This window comes from Providencia vermicola (assembly GCF_010748935.1).
GTDB classification, from domain to species: Bacteria; Pseudomonadota; Gammaproteobacteria; order Enterobacterales; family Enterobacteriaceae; genus Providencia; species Providencia zhejiangensis.
Genome location: NZ_CP048796.1, coordinates 3695229 through 3715250 on the forward strand (window position 1 = coordinate 3695229; position 20022 = coordinate 3715250).

Annotated in this window: 14 protein-coding genes; 2 read left to right on the forward strand and 12 right to left on the reverse strand. The window is 39.6% G+C overall.

Annotated features, from left to right (window positions below; genetic code table 11):
- Positions 1 to 54 precede the first annotated feature (54 nt).
- The 5 genes from G3341_RS16725 to G3341_RS16745 form a co-directional block, all read right to left on the reverse strand.
- Positions 55 to 1641, reverse strand: a complete 1587-nt coding sequence (locus G3341_RS16725; protein WP_163863026.1) for a methyl-accepting chemotaxis protein — start codon at positions 1639 to 1641, stop codon at positions 55 to 57.
- 238 nt (positions 1642 to 1879) lie between these two features.
- Entirely contained in the window at positions 1880 to 3127 is a 1248-nt protein-coding gene (locus tag G3341_RS16730; protein ID WP_154635644.1) for an aromatic amino acid transporter, read from the reverse strand.
- A 68-nt stretch (positions 3128 to 3195) separates the two neighbouring features.
- A complete protein-coding gene (locus tag G3341_RS16735; RefSeq protein ID WP_154622102.1) occupies positions 3196 to 4599 on the reverse strand; it encodes a tryptophanase in 1404 nt (467 codons plus the stop codon).
- A 921-nt stretch (positions 4600 to 5520) separates the two neighbouring features.
- Positions 5521 to 6645, reverse strand: a complete 1125-nt coding sequence (locus G3341_RS16740) for a hypothetical protein (RefSeq protein WP_154623632.1) — start codon at positions 6643 to 6645, stop codon at positions 5521 to 5523.
- Positions 6642 to 7904 (reverse strand): hypothetical protein, encoded by a 1263-nt coding sequence (locus G3341_RS16745; protein ID WP_163863028.1) that lies wholly within the window; start codon positions 7902 to 7904, stop codon positions 6642 to 6644. Before G3341_RS16745 ends, G3341_RS16740 begins: the two co-directional genes overlap by 4 nt.
- A 280-nt stretch (positions 7905 to 8184) precedes the next feature.
- Here G3341_RS16745 and G3341_RS16750 point away from each other — a divergent pair, with 280 nt between their 5' ends.
- Positions 8185 to 8901: a UTRA domain-containing protein gene (locus G3341_RS16750; RefSeq protein ID WP_154623630.1), complete on the forward strand. Its 717-nt coding sequence runs from the start codon at positions 8185 to 8187 to the stop codon at positions 8899 to 8901.
- 109 nt (positions 8902 to 9010) lie between these two features.
- On the opposite strand, the gene G3341_RS16755 is transcribed toward G3341_RS16750, so the two are convergent.
- The 7 genes from G3341_RS16755 to hutU form a co-directional block, all read right to left on the reverse strand.
- Positions 9011 to 10693 carry an electron transfer flavoprotein-ubiquinone oxidoreductase gene (locus G3341_RS16755; RefSeq protein WP_154623629.1) on the reverse strand — a complete coding sequence of 561 codons (1683 nt, stop codon included), beginning with the start codon at positions 10691 to 10693 and terminating at the stop codon, positions 9011 to 9013.
- A gap of 10 nt (positions 10694 to 10703) precedes the next feature.
- Positions 10704 to 11654, reverse strand: coding sequence for an electron transfer flavoprotein subunit alpha/FixB family protein (locus G3341_RS16760; protein ID WP_154623628.1), 951 nt, complete (start codon positions 11652 to 11654; stop codon positions 10704 to 10706).
- Between the two features lie 14 nt (positions 11655 to 11668).
- Complete coding sequence (locus G3341_RS16765) at positions 11669 to 12424, reverse strand: electron transfer flavoprotein subunit beta/FixA family protein (RefSeq protein WP_163863030.1); 756 nt, start codon at positions 12422 to 12424, stop codon at positions 11669 to 11671.
- Between the two features lie 135 nt (positions 12425 to 12559).
- Entirely contained in the window at positions 12560 to 14002 is a 1443-nt protein-coding gene (locus G3341_RS16770; protein WP_154623626.1) for a purine-cytosine permease family protein, read from the reverse strand.
- A gap of 265 nt (positions 14003 to 14267) precedes the next feature.
- Entirely contained in the window at positions 14268 to 15407 is a 1140-nt protein-coding gene (locus G3341_RS16775; RefSeq protein ID WP_163863032.1) for an acyl-CoA dehydrogenase family protein, read from the reverse strand.
- Positions 15404 to 16588 carry a CaiB/BaiF CoA transferase family protein gene (locus tag G3341_RS16780; protein ID WP_154623624.1) on the reverse strand — a complete coding sequence of 395 codons (1185 nt, stop codon included), beginning with the start codon at positions 16586 to 16588 and terminating at the stop codon, positions 15404 to 15406. The genes G3341_RS16775 and G3341_RS16780 overlap by 4 nt, the downstream gene beginning before the upstream one ends.
- Before the next feature lie 51 nt (positions 16589 to 16639).
- Positions 16640 to 18307, reverse strand: coding sequence for a urocanate hydratase (gene hutU, locus G3341_RS16785; protein WP_163863035.1), 1668 nt, complete (start codon positions 18305 to 18307; stop codon positions 16640 to 16642).
- A 639-nt stretch (positions 18308 to 18946) separates the two neighbouring features.
- Between hutU and G3341_RS16790 the strand changes: the two genes are divergently transcribed.
- A complete protein-coding gene (locus G3341_RS16790; RefSeq protein ID WP_163863037.1) occupies positions 18947 to 19945 on the forward strand; it encodes a hypothetical protein in 999 nt (332 codons plus the stop codon).
- Positions 19946 to 20022: the final 77 nt, after the last annotated feature.

Consider the following 20022-nt stretch of genomic DNA (forward strand, 5'->3'; position numbering starts at 1 on the left):
GAAAGCTAAGTCATGGTCATAATACGCAGCCTTCTTGGAATAAAAGAATGATGACTATAAGGGTATCGAGAGATTCGCCGCTGACTGTATAGTCTCTTTTGTTAAGTGAAATTTTTTCACCGATTGCTGTAGGTCTTCTGTCTGTTGTTCCAGTAAACTTGCAGCCGTTGCGACTTGCTCAACTAAAGCTGAATTCTGTTGGGTTACACCATCCATTTGATGGATCGCCACACTCACCTGAGAGATACCTTTACTTTGTTCATCAGAAGCGTCAGCTATTTGCTTCATCAGGGTTGTGACTTGATTAATACTTTCCAGAACATTTTCCATTGTTCTTCCCATTTCATTCACTAGCTGTGTGCCTTTTACAACACAAGAAGTTGAGTTATCAATCAAACGTTCAATTTCTTTAGCGGCATCGGCACTGTCGCTCGCTAATTTACGAACTTCATCGGCAACCACCATAAAGCCCCGTCCGTGCACTCCCGCACGAGCTGCTTCGATGGACGCATTGAGTGCCAGTATATTAGTTTGAAAGCTTATGTTATTAATAATACTAATAATATCAGCAATTCTTTTTGAGCTATCATCAATTTCATCCATCGTGGAAACAACCGATTTGATCATGGAATCGCCTTGATTTGCCATTGTTGATGCAACATCTGCTAATTCACTCGCTTGATGGGCATTTTCCATATTAAGTTTTACCGCAGCGGTTATTTGTTCCATGCTCGCTGCCGTTTCTTCCAATGCTGCGGCCTGCTCTTCAGTGCGTGATGAAAGGTCATGATTTTCTTTAGAGATATCAGCAGCACTACGATAAATATTATCACTCCCCGCACGGATTGTTGTTACCGCCTCACGTAAGCTATTTTGCATCTCATCAAGTAAAGGAAACAGTTTACCAACACAATTTCGCCCAAATGGCTTAATAGGCTCACTTAAATTACCCTTTGCTATTTGTGCAAAATATTGGCGAAGTAAATCGAGTGGTTTTTGGAGCATGTTGACAAGATAGCGATCGGTAAAAATAACAATCAATATTCCCAATAATGCCGCTGTAATAATGACGATTAACGTGGTTTGCATTAATTCATCCACCACATCACGCGTATGTTCAATCATTTGTTCTGCCGTTTGGTTAAACAGAGTAATCGCTTCACCAAATGAACGACTCAAAGCAGGAGTGATATCATGGGAATGTTGAGTATATGCAGCCATATCATTTGAGATTGCTAGCGCTAATTGTGGCGTCACCCCCTCATTTAATAACGCTTGCCATGTTTTAATCACTTGATCAGAAATTTGCTTATCCATTGGGCCAGGCGAAATGGATTTCATTTCATTCAGATAGTGTTCCATATTGTCCATCGCTTCTTTCACCGATGAATAATCAGACTTCTCTCCTGATTTTTTGGTTTCCATAACTCGACTCAGCCGAGTGACAACGCGAAAATATTGGTCGTTCCCCTGACTCAACACCGTCATTTGTTTAACTAATTGTCTATCAAGTGTATTTCCATCTGACATTCGAGATAATGACCATACACTATATAAGCTTACACCGACTAATATCATGCCTAGAATACCTAACAATATTAGCATCACAGCACGAATAGAATAATTTCGAAGTTTCTGCATATTATTTCTCTTTTGGTAAGATAAAATGACAATATTTCACTTTATCGGCACCATCAGAGAAAATTTTAGTTCTTTACAAAAGTACCCACATTATATTTAAGCCTTTCCACATTCCTGTATTTATTAATCAAACGTTTTACATCGATAAGTTATTTTTAATTTATCGCCTCCATCCCATAAAAAAGGCACAGCAAAACTTGCCGTGCCTTTGACAGTGAGTGAAAAGTATAATTAAAAATTAGCGGTATATTGGTAATAAATTAAATTGTGCGAGTAATTGACAAATAATGCCCACAATTCCAAAAGTAATCACTGCATATATTAATCCTTTACCTCCCCATACTTTAAATCTTGAATTCGGGAAACGTTCTCGCGCTTTCAAAGCCATTACCGCAGGACAAATAATGGCCCAAATACAGGCTGCCATTCCGGCATAAGCAATAGCAATTAAGAACCCATTAGGGAATAACATGCAGAGTATCAATGGGGGTAAAAAGCATAATAATGCCGATTTCATACGCCCTGAACTATTATCTTGGAAATTTAAAGAGGCCAATATATAGTCAAATAAACCTATCGCAACACCTAAGAATGAACAGAATACAGCACTAATCGAAAACCATAATAAGAAAGTGGCAATATGTTGGCTGTTAAGTACGGAATACAGCGATTCAATAAAGGCATCAAGATTACCGCCTTTATTGATAATGGTTAAAAACTCCGGTCTTGGCAGATTCCCCATCGTACCCAATACCCATAAAAAATACAGGACCAATGCCAGCAAACACCCAATAATACAGCTCTTGACCACCTTACGTTCATTTTCATGATACAGCTTATATAGGCTACATACATTACCATGATAACCAAATGAAGTGATTGCATAGGGAATAATGATAAAAATAAAGGGAAGTAATGTTAACTGACTTTCTTTAGAGGGAATGGTTAATAATAAATCAGTTTTAACAATTAAAAAGAGCCCTGAGAATGCTAATATAAATAATATGATTTTAATTAATAAAAATATTGATGTTAAACGGCTAGCACCAATACCACTCCACCAAATACTTGCACCTAATATAAAAGTAAAGATAACAAATATTAGCCTTAAATTAACATCAAATCCATATATCGATGCAGCCTCTTTAATGACTGATCCCGCAGCAGAGATATAAGCATAAATTAAAATATATAATACAAATATTAAGGCTGCATTAGCAATATAACAAGCCCATTTAGGTAACAGCTCTTTGGAGATATAAAAATAATTAGTCCCTGAACCATATTTTGATATACATTCAAGAATATAGATTCCCGAATGAAACATAAAAAAACAAACAACTAATAGAATAACAACTGAATTAATAAACCATGCTCCTGCCATAATCGTGGGCAAACTAAACATACCTGCCCCTATCATAGCGCCACCGAGCACAAAGCCCCCTACCAATATGGAGGGTTCTTTCTTCGCTGTAGAATTATTCATGGTATTTACCTTAGAGAAATAAGGGGGGAGACTCCCGCGTTGCACGGGAATCTCCAAATTATTACCTATTATTTGATTGGTTTTAATCTCGCTGTAAAATGCCTTAATACTGGAGGTTCATATTCAAAATCCAGTCCTTTTAATGTTGGAAACTTATCTTTAAGACCAATTAATGCATCCGCAATATAATCCATATGATCATTGGTATAGACGCGCCTTGCTATTGTTAAACGCATAAACTCCATATCCGCATGTTTTTGTTTACCTGTTTCAGGATCTCGACCTAATAAAAATGAGCCAATTTCAACGGCACGAACCCCCGATTCAAGATACAGTGCATTGATAACTGCTTGTGCAGGGAATTGATCCCCTGGGATTTGCGGAACCAATTTTTTACAGTCAACAAATACTGCATGTCCACCTGTAGGATATTGAATCGGGATCCCTCCTTCACGCAGCCGATCTCCTAGGTATTTGACTTGACCGATACGATAATGAAGATATTCTTCGTTAGCACCTTCTTCAAGCCCTTGTACCATGGCAGCCATATCACGGCCCGCTAAGCCACCATAAGTGACAAACCCTTCCATTGGTACGCAACGTTGCCTTGCTAAAGTAAATATATTTTCATCATTCTTAATCGCCACTAAACCACCGATATTTAATAGCGGGTCTTTCTTCGCTGACATTGTTAACGCATCAGCGTATTTGTACATATCAAATATAATTTCTTTTATCGTTGCATTTTTATATTTTGGGTCACGCTCTTTAATAAAATAGGCATTTTCACAGAAACGTGCCGAATCCATCACGACAAAAATATTGTGTTGTTTTGCAATCTCATACACTTCTTTAAGATTTGACATTGCAACCGGTTGACCACCCGCACTATTACAGGTTACGGTTGAAACAATAGCAACTACGTTTTCAGCCCCATACTGAGCTATATTATCTTTCAACTTCTGAATATCAAAATTGCCTTTCCAGTCATCATAGGTTTCAGAGTCATAGGCTTTTTCCGTAACAATATTAATCGCTTTACAACCGTTTAACTCCACATGCGCTGCGGTTGTATCAAAATGGAAGTTCGAAATAAATACAGGCTTTTTGGCTCCTCCTTGTTGCCTTTTAACATTCAACAATACAGGAAATAACATATTTTCAGCGCCACGTCCTTGGTGTGCAGGAATGGCATAATCATAGCCAAACATCTCTTTAACTTTATTTTTTAAATCGTAATAGTTACGCGATCCTGCATATGCTTCATCACCCGTGATCATCGCTGCCCACTGGTGGTCACTCATTGCGTTAGTGCCTGAGTCAGTTAATAAATCGATATAAACAGCGCTACTGGGTAATAAGAACGGGTTGTAACCTGCCTCTTTTAATGCAGCTTCCCGCTCTTCTCGAGATGGAATACGAATATTTTCAACCATTTTAATACGGAACGGTTCTACGATTCTTTTAGCCATGATAATACCTTTAATTTTTCATTAAATAACAAAATAGCGGTTCGTGCCTATTATGAATAAGCTAACGATAATTGAGAGAAAAGAAGAAAGGACTATTTATGAGGAAAAAAGAAAGCTAAAGAAACATCCATATTGAACCATTTCTTCATATAGAAGAAACACCTTGATATTAGCAGTTCATTTAACAAAGACATACTATTCTCCTTTAATTAAGGATTAGTACAACATTTGACATTATATATATAACAACCGAGCTGATATTTTAATCACAAGTGTCATGATATTGTACATACATCACACTCTTTTTCATTTACCCAACAACATTATGAACTATATCACAATCCTATTGAGATTATTGAAACTTACTCAATAAAAATAAAAAAATATTTAACCGATTGTTTTATAATGAAAATAAAATAAAAACCACAGATTAATAACAGCTTTTTAAATATAAAAATTTAGATGAAAGACTATTTCATATAAAAAATACAACTTAAGTTAAATAAAAATAGCCATTATACTAAGTGAGATTTTTAACTATATTCATTAACTCAAAAACCCTGCTAGATTTTTATTAGTGGCTTAATTTACGGGTAAATTATATTTAAACAAAACATCTACATTAATAACTTATTCGTTACGTTTGCTGGAATGAGTCGTATTAACGCAACATAAATACTGATAAGAAATAACGAAACAATCGCTTTACATCCCTAAACACTTCGGTCACCAGTAGAGAATTTTGTTGCTCATAGCTTACAATTCATTAGAAGCCATATTTGAGGGATCCCATGAGCCACTTCGTATACGATAACATGCTGTGACTTATTCCGTCTTAAAAAGACAATCAGTTTATTGGTGGTTTTGTTTTCTACATTCATTTGATAAGTCAAAACGGGCTAGATTGCCCGTTTTTATTGACTATCTGGCCACACTGTATTTCACTAATCCGCCATTGTTTATTTCAATATCATTAGAATAACTATTCGCTAATTTAATAAAAGTATTATCGACATTATTGAAGAGTCTATTGAAATCACTAAGCTCAGCTCGATGAGTTATATTACCGTCTGTTACGTTCATCAGTAAATATCCCCACTGACCTCGCCAATCTTCATTTAACAACACCGTTTGATTACTCACATGTAAACTATGCAAATGGTTGTATCCATTTTCAGTGATCACGGAAAATTCACCATTATCATTAAATTGTAACAATGAAAATAGCTTACGTGATGGCTCTTGTGCAATCGCATAAATATTGCCATTTGGTGATTGTTCAACTTCATTGATCCGTAACGGCAACCATTTATGTCCAACGACCTTTCCTTTATCAGTATCAAGGGTAATCTCAAGTGACCCCATGTCGTTACCATAGCTATACCAGATAATAAGTTCATTGTTTTGGGTTGCAAATGAGAAGTTAGAATTATCCGCAATTTCTTCTGGATAATAAGACTTAACTAAGTCACGTACATTAGCCAAATATTGCCATGTGCTACCTTTATCAAGCGTTTTAAAAATAGCTTCATTACTCACGGATAAATAGGTTTGATCATTTTGTGTATGCAGTATTTTCCCCATAATTAACGTAGAAAATTGTTCTCCATATTTATCCTGCCAAGGCTGCATCTTCGTGATGGAATAATCAGATAAATTTAAAACTCGACGACCATCGTCAAAAAACAGTACACATTCCGTTTTATCACAGGCCGCATTATAAAAACTGTTATCCCCTTTATCTATATAATGTATTCCTGTCTCATCAGCAAAAAGCACCTGATAATTATAGTCATGGTAAGGTAGATTATAGGAAGAGTAATAGGCTGTATTGCGGCTACTTTGCGCAATAATCAACATTCCTGTTTCTGTAGGGTACGATTTTAACCAATCAAAGTCTGCAATTTCCATCGCATTCGCTTGGGGGTTATCCTGCCATGTCCACCCTTGTGCATTACCTCGGAAATGAAAAGCGATGGTTAAAATTACACAGATAATGAATGCTAACGTAATAATAATAAAATTCTTACTGAGAAATGGGTTCATACACGTACCTCAGTAACATAACCTGACTTTCCACGTTTTAAGCGTAAATAACGTAAATAGTATTGAGTTTGAAAATGTATTCGGCCACGTTGCGACACCGAAAAATAAATTGTTATGCATAAAGCGCTCAAAAAGCCAATGCCTAATGAGATAGAGGATGCCATGCCAATAAACTCAATGCCATTATCCATCATATATTGCCAATCCCAACGATCCCAGTATCCCCCTCTTTCCAAGATATCAGCGATATTCATAGACAAAACCATAAGGGTAAAAAATGCGATCATTCCCACCATGAATATCCACAATAAATAATAAAAACTACGTTCTGGTGGCCAGCCCCCTCTACTTATTGAGTAAGCAAGCTGATCTTGCCGATTAAAAATACCAAAAACGATTTCTTCATTCTCAGCCTGACGTAATTTTTTATGGTAGACTTCAATGTCATCGCCTTGAGCCATAAATAAGCTATGGTTATTAAATACAGGTTCATTTACTGGTGTTATTACCGTAAATTGTTTTCTATCAATCTGTATTATTGTTATATTGCAAATTTCCTGAGGGCCTCGATATCTCATAATCGCACTCTGAAATGATTCCACTAAATTAACTTTGCCGCGAGTCAAATTAAGCTCATCCTCCTGTGACATTTTAGGTTCACGGACAGCCTTAACTTTCATTGGTTTTATCTTAGGATTACGTGTACCTAATATATTAATTTGTGGTGTGTTTTCAGGTGTAATTTGATATTGCCCAGCAATAACCTTATCTAACGCTTTTAATATCCATTTTCTACGTGGGCTAATAATATAGCAGATCTCTTTTATAACCAGAGCCACCATAACCACACCGCTAAATACGGCAAGACATGCCAATGACCCCAACAGAATGAGCCAAAAACTCTCTTCACCATAAGCAAAGCAAAAATAAGCTAATATTGAGAATGAGGATAATCCAAGCGCCCATAAAAGTGATTTTAGCATTCCTCGATGAAAGCCAACCTCTCTATCAGGCTCCAACCGCCCCTTTGTTTGATGAAACACCCAATTAATCCAATAACTCCCATCATTTAATCTTTCAGCACAGATCACCAGTTCATCACCTTGTTCGAGTTTTTTTAAAAAAACCTCACCGTGTTTAAAATCTGCAAGATTAAAAAAGAAGACGAGGTCAGACGCTATCAATCGAACCATTCCTGTCGGAATAACTTTTTGATAATCACACTGAGATAAAGTGACATTAAAATATTGAACACCCATTTGCTGTGCCTATCTTGTTTATTAGAATTTAACTATCTTAGTCAAAAAAGATTATGCTCCCAATAAGAATTAGGCTTTAATATTAGAATTCAGATAATTACAGGCTAACATCCGTAACACGCCAAAAAATCACAATCAATGATATTTTTCGACATAACCGGCAAGGGTGGCTAGCAAAGAAAGTTTTTACTGTTAAACTTGAACAAACCGTCGATTTGGTGCGGTAAAACGGAAAATGAGCGGACTCTCACAAAACTCTATGATCGATTAAATAATCACGATGACTTCACAACCAGCATACAAGCAAATTCAATCTTATATTCTGCGTAGTATTGATTTAGGTATTTTTAAGCCTGAAACACAGATACCCACAGAACTAGAACTGTGCGCACAATTTAATGTGAGCCGCATGACAGTGAATAAGGCCATTTCGGAACTGAGCCAAAAAGGCATACTGAATCGCATTGCTGGTAAGGGAACCTTTGTCGCCTCGCAGAAACACGAGCTGCCTGTCACAAAAGCATTTGATATTTTCGATGAAATTTCATTAAGCGGTAATAAATATAGTGGTCATCAATTGCAACTCAAAGTCATTGCCGCTTCGGCTGAAATTGCTTTACAGCTCGGCGTGATGGAAGGCAGTGATATAAGCTATTGTAAGGTATTACATTTTGAAAATGATATTCCACTGATGCTTGAAGAACGCTATGTAAATCATGCCCTCGCACCTGATTTTGTGAAACAACACTTTGGTGATACTGAAACGCCGAGCGGCTACTTACAACGAAATTTTCCTGTCAGTGAGATGGAACATACCATTGAGGCCGCATTAGCGACTAAAGCGATTGCACAATCTTTATCAATTAAAGAAGGCTCACCGTGCTTACAGCTTAGCCGCCGTACGTGGACGGGTTCCACATTAATCAGCTATGTCCATATGATAACTGCCGGCTCGCGTTATAAATTAAAGCTACATTCACGTATTGATACACCTTAATTTGATCGAAAAAAATGGGGCAAATCTATATGCCCCAAAGCGACTGATAAAACAAGCACAACTAACACCTGTTACTTATTGAACAGGAATACATCACAACAAATTTAAATTACATACCTTGGTAGATTGGCCCTTCTCCCCCTTGTGGAGCTGTCCAACAAATATTTTGTGTTGGGTCTTTAATGTCGCAAGCCTTACAATGTAGGCAGTTCTGCGCATTAATCTGCAACTTAGGCTGGTCTTCAATACTCACAATTTCATACACTCCAGCGGGACAATAACGCGTCTCAGGAGCTGCATATTTAGGTAAATTCATCTTTGTCGGTACATGATTATCTTTTAATTTCAGATGACAAGGCTGGTCTTCCTCATGATTTGTATTCGACAAAAAGACCGACGATGGCTTATCAAAGGTCAGAACACCATCCGGCTTTGGATAATCTATTGGCTGAAAATTATGAGCTTCCTGTAAACATTCATGGTCGGCCTGTTTTAATTTAAGAGTCCAAGGGGTTCGCCCCTTTAGTAAAAGCTGTTCAGCACCAAATAATAAGGAGCCTAAATACAAGCCTTTTTTCATATAAGGTTTGAAATTACGTGTTTGATGTAATTCTCGATACAGCCAGCTACGCTCGAATTTTTGACGATACTCTGTTTTAAACCTTGCATAATCAATCACATCATCATTCATTGATTCAAACAATGCTTCCGCAGCAAGCGCACCACTTTTCACTGCACAATGGCTTCCTTTGATCCGTGCTGCATTTAAAAAACCGGCATCATCCCCTATTAATGCTCCACCTGGAAAACTCAATTCTGGTAATGCTGCCAATCCTCCAGCCACTAACGTGCGCGCACCGTAGCTAATTCGTTTACCACCTTTTAAAAAAGCACTGAGTGATGGATGCGTTTTGAGTCGTTGAAATTCATCAAAAGGTGATAAATAAGGATTTTCATAATTAAGGCCTACAACTAAGCCAATAGCAACGAGGTTTTCACCATAATGGTAAGCAAAGCCACCACCGTACGTACGGCTATCTAAAGGCCAACCAATTGAGTGAACAACCAAGCCTGCTTGATGTTGTGGTTTAGGAATTTGCCAAATTTCTTTTAATCCTAACCCATAAGTTTGCTTTCCACGTCCACTGTCTAAATCAAAACGTTCTATAAGTTGCTTACCTAATTGGCCTCGACAACCTTCGGCAAAAAAGGTCATTTTAGCCAATAAGTTCATACCGGGCTGATACAGTGAAGTGGGGTTGCCTGATTTATCAAGCCCCATATCCCCGGTTGTTATACCAATAACGGTGCCTTCATCATCGTAGAGTATTTCCGTTGCCGCAAAGCCTGCAAATACGTCGACGCCAAGCTGCTCTGCTTGTGAGGCTAATGCCGCACACACTTGGCCAAGGCTACCAATTAAATTCCCACTATTTTTTAAGCTAGCGGGCAATAAAGCCAGTGGTAACCGGCTTGCTTTCTGTTCTTTTAATAACAAAAAGCGGTCTTCTGTTACAGTTGTCAGCTCACTTGGCAGCATCTGCTGCCAATTCGGTAATAATTCATTCAAAGCTCGTGGATCAATAACCGCACCTGATAAGATATGAGCCCCTATTTCAGCACCTTTATCAATTAAACAAACAGATAACTCTTTGTTTTTCTCTGCCGCAAGTTGCTTTAGACGAATTGCAGCGGATAATCCTGCTGGCCCACCACCGACAATCAGGACATCAAACTCCATCGATTCCCGCTCGGGAGCCTCACTTACATTGACACTATTGTCGATAGCCATGATCCCCCCTTTAAGCCAACGCTTTATCAAATTCAGGTAAGATCTCGAATAGATCACCCACAATGCCATAATCAGCAACTTGGAAAATCGGTGCTTCTGGATCGCGATTTATCGCCACGATCACTTTGCTCTCTTTCATACCTGCTATGTGCTGGATCGCACCTGATATTCCTACCGCAATATAGAGATCGGGCGCAACGATCTTACCGGTTTGCCCAACTTGATAATCATTCGGTACATAACCTGCATCAACGGCAGCTCTCGATGCACCAACCGCGGCCCCAAGCTTATCAGCGATAGTTTCAAGCAGCGCAAAGTTTTCACTCGAATTTAAGCCTCTACCGCCTGATATCACGACCTTAGCAGAGCTCAATTCAGCTCGGCTCATTTGCGTTAATGATTGGCTTTTTAATTGAGATAACGGACTAAAATGATTAACAGTGCATTCTTCAATGGCAGCTGGACTTTGCGTTTCAGTCGTACCAGAAAAAGCGGAACTACGGATTGTTAATACAACTTGCTGACCATTATTTTGTACCGTTGCTAATGCGTTACCTGCATAAATAGGACGCACAAAAGTCTGTGCATTAATCACTTCAGTAATGTCAGAGATTTGTGCAACGCCTAACGTTGCTGCAACACGTGGAGCGATATTTTTACCGTAGGTTGTGGCAGGAAATACTAAATGGCTATAGTTTTCAGCAACCGCAATCACGGCATCAGTCACAGTTTCAGCAAGCGGGTGAGCGAGCTCACTGTTATCTATGAGGATCACGTTTTCAACACCCGCGATCGTTGCCGCTTGCTCTGCCACCTGCTTACATTGATGTCCTGCAACAAGCAGATGCAGCTGTCCTTGCCCTGATAACATCTGTTTTGCGGCAGTCACACTATGGTACGTTGAAGATTTAATTGTTTGGTTATCGTGTTCAACCATAACTAATATGGATAATTGGCTCATGATGATTCCCCCGATTAAATGACTTCTTTTGCTTGTAATTCACTGACTAATGCATTGACATCATTAAACAATGTGCACTGGCCTGATCGCTTTTTCGGTTCAGTCACGGTCAATATTTTTACCTGCCCTAATGGGGTAAAATTCATTTCAGAGATGTCTTGTATTTCAAGCGGCTTTTTCTTCGCTTTCATAATATTAGGCAGTGTTGCATAGCGAGGTTCATTCAAACGTAAATCGGTTGTTACGACCGCAGGTAGCGGTAAAGACAGCGTCTCTAAACCACCATCAATTTCACGTGTGACCTGTAATGATGAGCCTTCAACTTCAATGGAAGACGCAAAGGTTGCTTGCGCGCATTTAAGTAATGCCGCTAGCATTTGCCCTGTTTGATTACAATCATTATCAATCGCCTGTTTACCGAGCAGAATTAAATCAGGCTGTTCAGCGATGACCACTTGCTGCAATAAACGAGCAATATCGAGAGGTTCTAGCACTAAATCATGAGGTCTTTGCATTAAAATTGCGCGATCAGCTCCGATTGCCATCGCACTACGCAACGTTTCTTGGGCGCTGTTATCCCCTATTGATACCACAACAATTTCATTCGCTTTACCAGCTTCTTTCAGGCGGACAGCTTCTTCAACTGCAATTTCATCGAAAGGATTAATCGCCATTTTGACATTCGCTAATTCCACACCGGAGCCATCCGCTTTCACACGAACTTTAACGTTGTGATCAATAACTCTTTTAACAGCCACTAAAATTTTCATAAAGACTCCTAATTACTCTCTGCCAGAAGGTGTTTTTCAGGCTGAGCGGATCCTTAGCAGTGATTATTTCACTGCTAATATTCCCGCTTATTTTTGTTTTAACGTTATTTGTTACTTATATTTATTTGCTATGGGTTATGCATTTGATGATGGCAGTATCAATCTGTCCGCTACTGACATTGGCCATATTTTAATTGCTGCATAGTAAATAATACTGGTAGCCACTAAGCCAACAATCCATGAGATATCAACGCCCCCCAGTTGCTCAACCAAAGGCCCTGTATAGAAACCGGTTGCAATAAAAGGCAGTTGAATGAGGACGCCAATCACATAGGTAATAATGCCCACTTTATTCCAACGCCCATAACGACCATTAGGATTTGATAATTCAGGGACGTCATAACGTCCTTTCGTTACCCAGTAGTAATCCACAAGATTGATTGCACTCCATGGTGTAAAGAATGCGAGTAAAAACAGTAAGAAGGCTGAAAATAGTTTTAAGAACGAGTGTTGTCCAGCAAGACCGAGAACCGTCGAAAAACTCACCATCAAGATGATGAAAAACAACCTTTGACCACGAGAAATTTGCTGCTTACCACGGAAGCCACAGAAAATAGCCGCCATTGACATAAAACTGCCATATGCATTAAGTGCAGTGATCGTCACCTTACCAAAGAAAATACTGATATAGAGTAATGCTGCGATCAGTCCAGTACTACCAAGACCAACAATATAGGCAACTTCATGACCCGCAAATGCATTACCTGCTAGGGCCGCCGCAAAGACCCCTAAGATCATTGATGCTTGAGTTCCAATAACCGTTCCCGAACCTACCGCTAAAAATGCTTTAATGGTTGGTGTTTTTGTCGGTAGATAACGAGAGTAGTCCGCAACATAAGGACCAAATGCAATTTGCCATGATGCCGACAAAGACATCGCGAGTAAGAAGTTAGTCCAACTGAAATGGCGATTTTCCAATAAAACCGACACATCATTCATATAGAATAAGCGGAAGAATAGGTAGAAGAAGGCGATCACACCAATCACACTCGCCGCTTTACCTAACATGTGAATGATTCGATAACCACAGATCGTGATTGCGATGATCACGGCACCAAAGATCAAAATTCCTACCCAATCACTGACATTCAGTAATTGCCCAACAGCTTGCCCTGCCAATACGGTACCACTAGCAGAGAAACCGACGTACATCATGCACACTAACAGTATTGGGATTACCGCACCATATACACCAAACTGAACACGACTTGAGATCATTTGTGGCAGTCCGAGTTTTGGCCCTTGCACGGCATGCAATGCCATAACAGCTCCCCCCAACAATTGGCCAATAAATAAACCAATTAATGACCAAAATACATCACCTCCTAACACGACAGCCAATGCCCCTGTCACGATAGCCGTAATTTGTAAGTTGGCACCGAACCAAAGGGTAAATTGGCTCGATAATGTCCCGTGGCGTTCCGACTCAGGAATATAGTCTATTGATCGTGCTTCGATTAAAGGAACATTATCCTGCCGATGTTTTTTGTCTGCGGTTATGTCGTTTGAAACTGTCATGGTAACTCCTCTTTAAGCAAGGCTGGCTTAAAGAATGAACCAATTTGTCATAATGGTTGTTGTAGGGTACAGCCATTAGACGCTAAGTCGGACGTTATTATGTTTTTATAAACAGCCCGCCATTAAAAATTGAAATACATTCTTAAACCTGGTTGTTGTTGTGTTTTTAATTCCATGATCCTGTTATCAGGTCGTTCATCCTATTGCAGTTTTTACTCATTACTGGTGGATCCTGTCCATCCACCAGCGTATTCATCTTTCACGATTAAACCGAATCTAAAACCGCTCGCGAAATAATGATCTTTTGAATTTCTGAAGTGCCTTCAAAAATTCGTAAAATGCGTGCATCACGTACATAACGTTCTAAAGGTAAATCACGAATATAACCGTAGCCACCATGCAGCTGTAATGCCGCATCGGTCACAAAGCCAGCGCACTCCGCGGCAAATAATTTTGCTGTTGCGGATTGCAAACTAAAACGCTCTCCTGAGTCACGGCACTCTGCCGCATGCCAAGTCAGCATACGCGCTGCTTCTAACTGTGTGTACATATCTGCAAGACGCCACTGGGTGCCTTGATAAGCCGCTAATGGCTTTTTACCGATTTGACGCTCTTTAACCCAATTTAAAGCACATTCCATCGCTGCACGAGCGATCCCTAATGACGTGGCTGCCACTTCAACACGCCCTTTATCTAAGACTTCCATGGCTGTATGAAAGCCTTTATTTTCTTCGCCTAATAGGGCCGACTCAGGCAACCAGCAGTTCAATGCAAGCTCATAGATTGTACTCCCACGTAGCCCCATGGTTTTTTCTGGGGAAGAAAACTCAACACCCTCAGTACCTTTAGGGATCATAAATGCACTGATACCACGGGCACCGGCTTCTGGGTTTGTTTTGGCATATAAGACAATAAAATCAGCTTCTTTAGCATTGGTAATATAATGTTTATTTCCGCGAATTCGCCAGCCTCCATTTTCTCGGGTAGCGACAGTGCGCATATCTGCTGGATTTGATCCTGCTGCGGGTTCTGTCAGACCAAAAGCGCCTAACATCTCACCACTTGCTGCTTTAGGTAACCAATACTGCTTTTGCTCCTCGGTACCCCCTATTAGGATCGAATCTGTTGCAAGGAAATGAGCCGTTAACGCGGATGAAGTTGATGCGCAAGCGGCCGCTACGGCTTCGACGATCATACTCATCGCAATACTACCAATGCCGAACCCACCATATTGCTCAGGTAAATTGATCCCCCAACATCCCATCTCCCCTAGAGCAGCCAAACTTTCCGCACAAAAAGTTTCTGTCTCATCATAACGTTGTGCATTCACTTGCAGAATGTCACGACAAACCTTTTCAACAGCATCGACAATTGCTTGTTCTGTCTCATCTATTTGAAAGCTCATTGTATTGCCTCCGCATTTTTAATTGTTATATTGGCTGATTTATAAGCATGATTGGCTTCGCCCAAGCGAGGTGCTCTTTGCATGGCTCGCGGCTTGCTACCATTAAAGAAAACAGGTTGAGATACTAACGGGGTTCCACCATCATCAAGGTAAGTGAGAACTTGACGAGCCTTTGCATGTTCGCTTTGTGTCGCTTGCTGCAAATTTTGGATCGGTGAAGCAGGCACCCCTGCGTTTAGCAGTTGCTCACACACTTCTTCAACCGTTTTTTGTGATGTCCAATGTTCGATTTCTTTTCTAAGATCCGCGTGGTAAAGGGTTCGCGTTGGATCATCTTTATAGCGAGGATCATTGCGTAGTTCAGGCCGCCCCATACACTCACAGAAACGTTGGAAAAGCTTTTCACTGGCAATAGCAATAACAACTTGCCCATCTCGTGCTTGATAGGTATCAAAAGGTGTTGAAACAGGATGACGATTTCCCACTAAGCCCGGCGCTTGACCGTGTGCAAATAGATTTGATAGTCCTGTCAGCTGCATACTCAACAGCACATCGACCATCGCAACATCAATATATTGAGCATGTTCTTGGTGAGCTTCTCGCGCAAACAAGGCGCTGCTGATCGCCCAAGCAGCAAAGATGCCAGCACAGACATCCCCTATCGACTCCCCACTACGTGTTGGGCCTGTTTCAGGAAACCCCGTTACACTCATTAATCCTGACATTGCTTGTGCAACAATGTCATAAGCAGGATAGTTAGCAAGTGGGCTGTCTTGCCCAAAGCCAGATATGCTGGCATAGATAAGTCTAGGGTTATGCTGTTTCAAACTGTCAAAATCAATTCCCAATCTTGCCGTAACACCCGGTCGAAAATTTTCGACGACCACATCACTCTCTTTCACGAGTTGATATAAGATCTCTAGGTCGTTCTCGGATTTAAGATCAAGCTCAATACTGCGCTTTCCTCGATTGATCAGCCCGTAATAAACACTTTCACCCTCAATAAAGGGACCTAAATGACGACTGTCATCACCATGGTCAGGCACTTCTATTTTGATCACTTCAGCACCTAGGTCAGCCATCATGCCTGTACAATAAGGCCCTGCAAGCACACGACTGAGATCGATCACTTTGATCCCTGATAATGGCCCTGCTCTTTTTTGTGTTGACACCATTTTCATACTGATATCCTTATAAAACGAGCCAGCCTCAAATAAGGCTGGCCAAAAGCGCTACTTGACCATCGGTAAGTTCAGCCCTTGCTGTTTTGCGCAGTTAATGGCAATGTCATAACCCGCATCAGCATGACGCATCACCCCAGTCGCAGGGTCGTTATGTAAAACACGAGCCAGACGTTTGTCTGCGGCATCTGTCCCATCACAAACAATGACCACACCAGCATGTTGGGAAAAGCCCATTCCTACACCACCACCATGATGCAGGCTGACCCATGTTGCGCCTCCCGCGGTATTCAATAACGCATTTAATAGAGGCCAATCAGAGACCGCATCCGAGCCATCTTTCATTGATTCTGTTTCGCGGTGTGGACTTGCCACAGAGCCTGAATCCAAGTGATCACGGCCAATGACAATAGGCCCTTTCAACTCACCATTTTTTACCATTTCATTAAACGCACGACCGAGTCTTTCACGATCTTTTAAACCAACCCAACAAATACGTGCTGGCAAACCTTGAAATGCAATGCGTTCACGAGCCATATCCAGCCAATTATGCAGATGCTTATCGTCAGGAATTAACTCTTTTACTTTTTGATCTGTTTTATAGATATCTTCAGGATCGCCAGATAAAGCAACCCAGCGGAATGGCCCGATGCCTTCACAGAATAGAGGGCGAATATAAGCCGGAACAAAGCCCGGAAAATCAAAGGCATTACTGATACCTTCATCTTTAGCCATTTGACGAATGTTATTCCCATAGTCAAATGCCGCTGAGCCGCGTTTTTGCATGGTTAACATCGCATCAACCTGTACCGCCATACTTTTCTTAGCCGCTTTCGTGACTTCAGCCGGTGCTGTTTTTTGCTTCTCACGCCACTGTGTTAATGTCCAGCCTTGAGGTAAATAACCATGAACAGGGTCATGTGCACTCGTTTGGTCGGTAACAGAGTCAGGAATAATGTTACGTTTAACTAATTCGCTATAGACATCGGCTGCATTTCCTAATAAACCGACAGAAACAGGCTTGCCGTCATTTTTGGCTTGTTCAATATATTGCAATGCCTCATCCAGGGATGTGGCTTTTTTATCGACATATCGAGTTCTTAGGCGAAAATCGATACGACTTTCATCACATTCAACGGCAATCATGCTAAAACCTGCCATTGTCGCTGCTAAAGGTTGAGCGCCCCCCATTCCCCCGAGACCACCGGTCAGGATCCAACGACCCGCAGGGTTACCCTTAAAATGCTGTTTAGCTAAAGAAACAAAGGTTTCATAGGTACCTTGAACAATGCCTTGTGAACCTATATAGATCCAAGAACCCGCGGTCATTTGACCGTACATCATCAAACCTTTTTTATCTAGCTCATTGAAATATTCCCAATTTGCCCAATGAGGGACAATATTTGAGTTAGCAATTAATACACGGGGTGCATCCGGATGAGTTGGAAAAACACCAACAGGTTTGCCGGATTGCACAAGTAAAGTTTGATCATCTTCGAGTGTTTTTAATACCTCTAAAATTTTGTCATAACATTCCCAATCACGAGCTGCACGACCAATTCCACCGTACACGACTAAGCTTTGTGGATGTTCAGCCACATCAGGATCTAAGTTGTTTTGGATCATGCGGTACACGGCTTCAGTGAGCCAGCTTTTACAAGTTTTCTCGCTGCCACGTGGAGCGCGGATAACACGTGTAGAGTCAGTACGGTTTAGCATTGCTGTATCCTCTATTTCTTTATTTTACTTAACATTTTTACAACAATAAATGATGTTTATAATGAGTCATTACTTATCACGTAAAAATCCCTTTTGGATAAAAAACGCATATAATCAATCTATTAGTGGTATTTTCAGTGCTGGTTTTTATCCTCTCCGGAGGATTCGTCTTCGACTTGCCTTTAAATATATATACATTTAATTCACAAAGTATATACATTTAAATTTGAATTTTTGTATAAAGATTAGATAGAAAGAGGATGAGCAACTATACAACAAAGGTTAACTCGCTATTTATTCACAACAAAATGTATAGACAATTGAACACTTCTCTAAACATAAACAAATAGCTGAAATGCGAAGTGCTTCACATTACTGGCTCACAAAAAGCTGTCACTAGCATGGCAACTCTATTTCTAAACACGACCATTCTCTCAATCAATGGAAAATTGATTGAGTTTCATTATTTTTTGCAATATCGGTTTATTCAAAAAGATTACAATTATTTCTAATTTAATAAATAGTAAATAATATAAAACCTAAACTCTGAAAAATAAATTAAGGCCATTAATCATTCAATAAAAAGTCATCAATAACACCTTTTAATAAAATAGCATTAATCATAAAGGAATAGCCTCAGTGAGAGTTTCAAATAAAGCAGTCATGGATATTACAACGTTAAACAATAGAGCTGTTGAGCCTAGAAAAATATCTAAGATCACTGCAAAAAATTTATTTAGCTTCCCTTTTTTTAAAAAGAAGCCACAACAACATATCCCCCATCTCAATGAAATATTTTATCCACCAGCAAGCTATTTTAGCCATATCACTCAGGCGGTAGAAACACAACAACACCGAACCCTCTCTAGCCAATCTATTTCTGTATTGTGTCGGTCTGAAAACTATCGATACACCATAAAACCAGAAAACTACTCATTTAAAATAATATCTTTTAAAATCAATGAAAAACCCCCCATTTCATTCGTAAGCGATATTCAGCGATTTCGCTTAAATTATATTACTGATAAAAATCAAACAATTAGAATCACAACATCACAAGATGTTGCCAATCGTTTTTCCAGCAACACATTACCTATTATGAAATTTATTGAGCAAACTTATCAAGACGATCTGCGAGAGACACTGGATAAACTCATTATTGATAAATCTCAATATAAACTACTCTGCCTAGATGGAGTGAATAATCATGAGATAAATATAGGGAAAGTCGCCTCATCTAACGCTATCGATAGTGAGTTTGGTTTTCAAGGGTTAAGAAATCTCTCTTCAATATTAGACATGGATGTAGAGAATATTATCCAAACATACCGTGTGCTTGAAGACCAAAATAAATTACAAGAAATGCCCGTTAAGATGCTAGTCGATCATCTCTTATTAAGGGATCTTAATAATGGTTCTGTTTTATTACTCAAACAAAAGTTAGCGGATATTTATGAAACGACCTATCAAGTGACCAGTAATAAATGCTTTGAACTCATCAATATTAAAAATAAGCAATCGTATTCAAATATCAAAATAAAAACGTCAACAGCGAGTGTTATTACTCTGTATAAAAAGAAAAATCAATTTATCATGAAGTATGTTAATGCCCCATTAACGGTCAACATTAAACGTTAATTAAAAATAAGACTCATCAACCTTATCTTATCAATTATTGTGCCTCGCTGGGGAAGACGTCGGTTATCTCAATCACA

Bases quoted from the DNA above. Each gene is read 5' to 3' on its own strand.
- G3341_RS16725 (WP_163863026.1), bottom strand. From the start codon at position 1,641: ATGCAGAAACTTCGAAATTATTCTATTCGTGCTGTGATGCTAATATTG.
- G3341_RS16730 (WP_154635644.1), bottom strand. From the start codon at position 3,127: ATGAATAATTCTACAGCGAAGAAAGAACCCTCCATATTGGTAGGGGGC.
- G3341_RS16735 (WP_154622102.1), bottom strand. From the start codon at position 4,599: ATGGCTAAAAGAATCGTAGAACCGTTCCGTATTAAAATGGTTGAAAAT.
- G3341_RS16740 (WP_154623632.1), bottom strand. From the start codon at position 6,645: ATGAACCCATTTCTCAGTAAGAATTTTATTATTATTACGTTAGCATTC.
- G3341_RS16745 (WP_163863028.1), bottom strand. From the start codon at position 7,904: ATGGGTGTTCAATATTTTAATGTCACTTTATCTCAGTGTGATTATCAA.
- G3341_RS16750 (WP_154623630.1), top strand. From the start codon at position 8,185: ATGACTTCACAACCAGCATACAAGCAAATTCAATCTTATATTCTGCGT.
- G3341_RS16755 (WP_154623629.1), bottom strand. From the start codon at position 10,693: ATGGCTATCGACAATAGTGTCAATGTAAGTGAGGCTCCCGAGCGGGAA.
- G3341_RS16760 (WP_154623628.1), bottom strand. From the start codon at position 11,654: ATGAGCCAATTATCCATATTAGTTATGGTTGAACACGATAACCAAACA.
- G3341_RS16765 (WP_163863030.1), bottom strand. From the start codon at position 12,424: ATGAAAATTTTAGTGGCTGTTAAAAGAGTTATTGATCACAACGTTAAA.
- G3341_RS16770 (WP_154623626.1), bottom strand. From the start codon at position 14,002: ATGACAGTTTCAAACGACATAACCGCAGACAAAAAACATCGGCAGGAT.
- G3341_RS16775 (WP_163863032.1), bottom strand. From the start codon at position 15,407: ATGAGCTTTCAAATAGATGAGACAGAACAAGCAATTGTCGATGCTGTT.
- G3341_RS16780 (WP_154623624.1), bottom strand. From the start codon at position 16,588: ATGAAAATGGTGTCAACACAAAAAAGAGCAGGGCCATTATCAGGGATC.
- hutU (WP_163863035.1), bottom strand. From the start codon at position 18,307: ATGCTAAACCGTACTGACTCTACACGTGTTATCCGCGCTCCACGTGGC.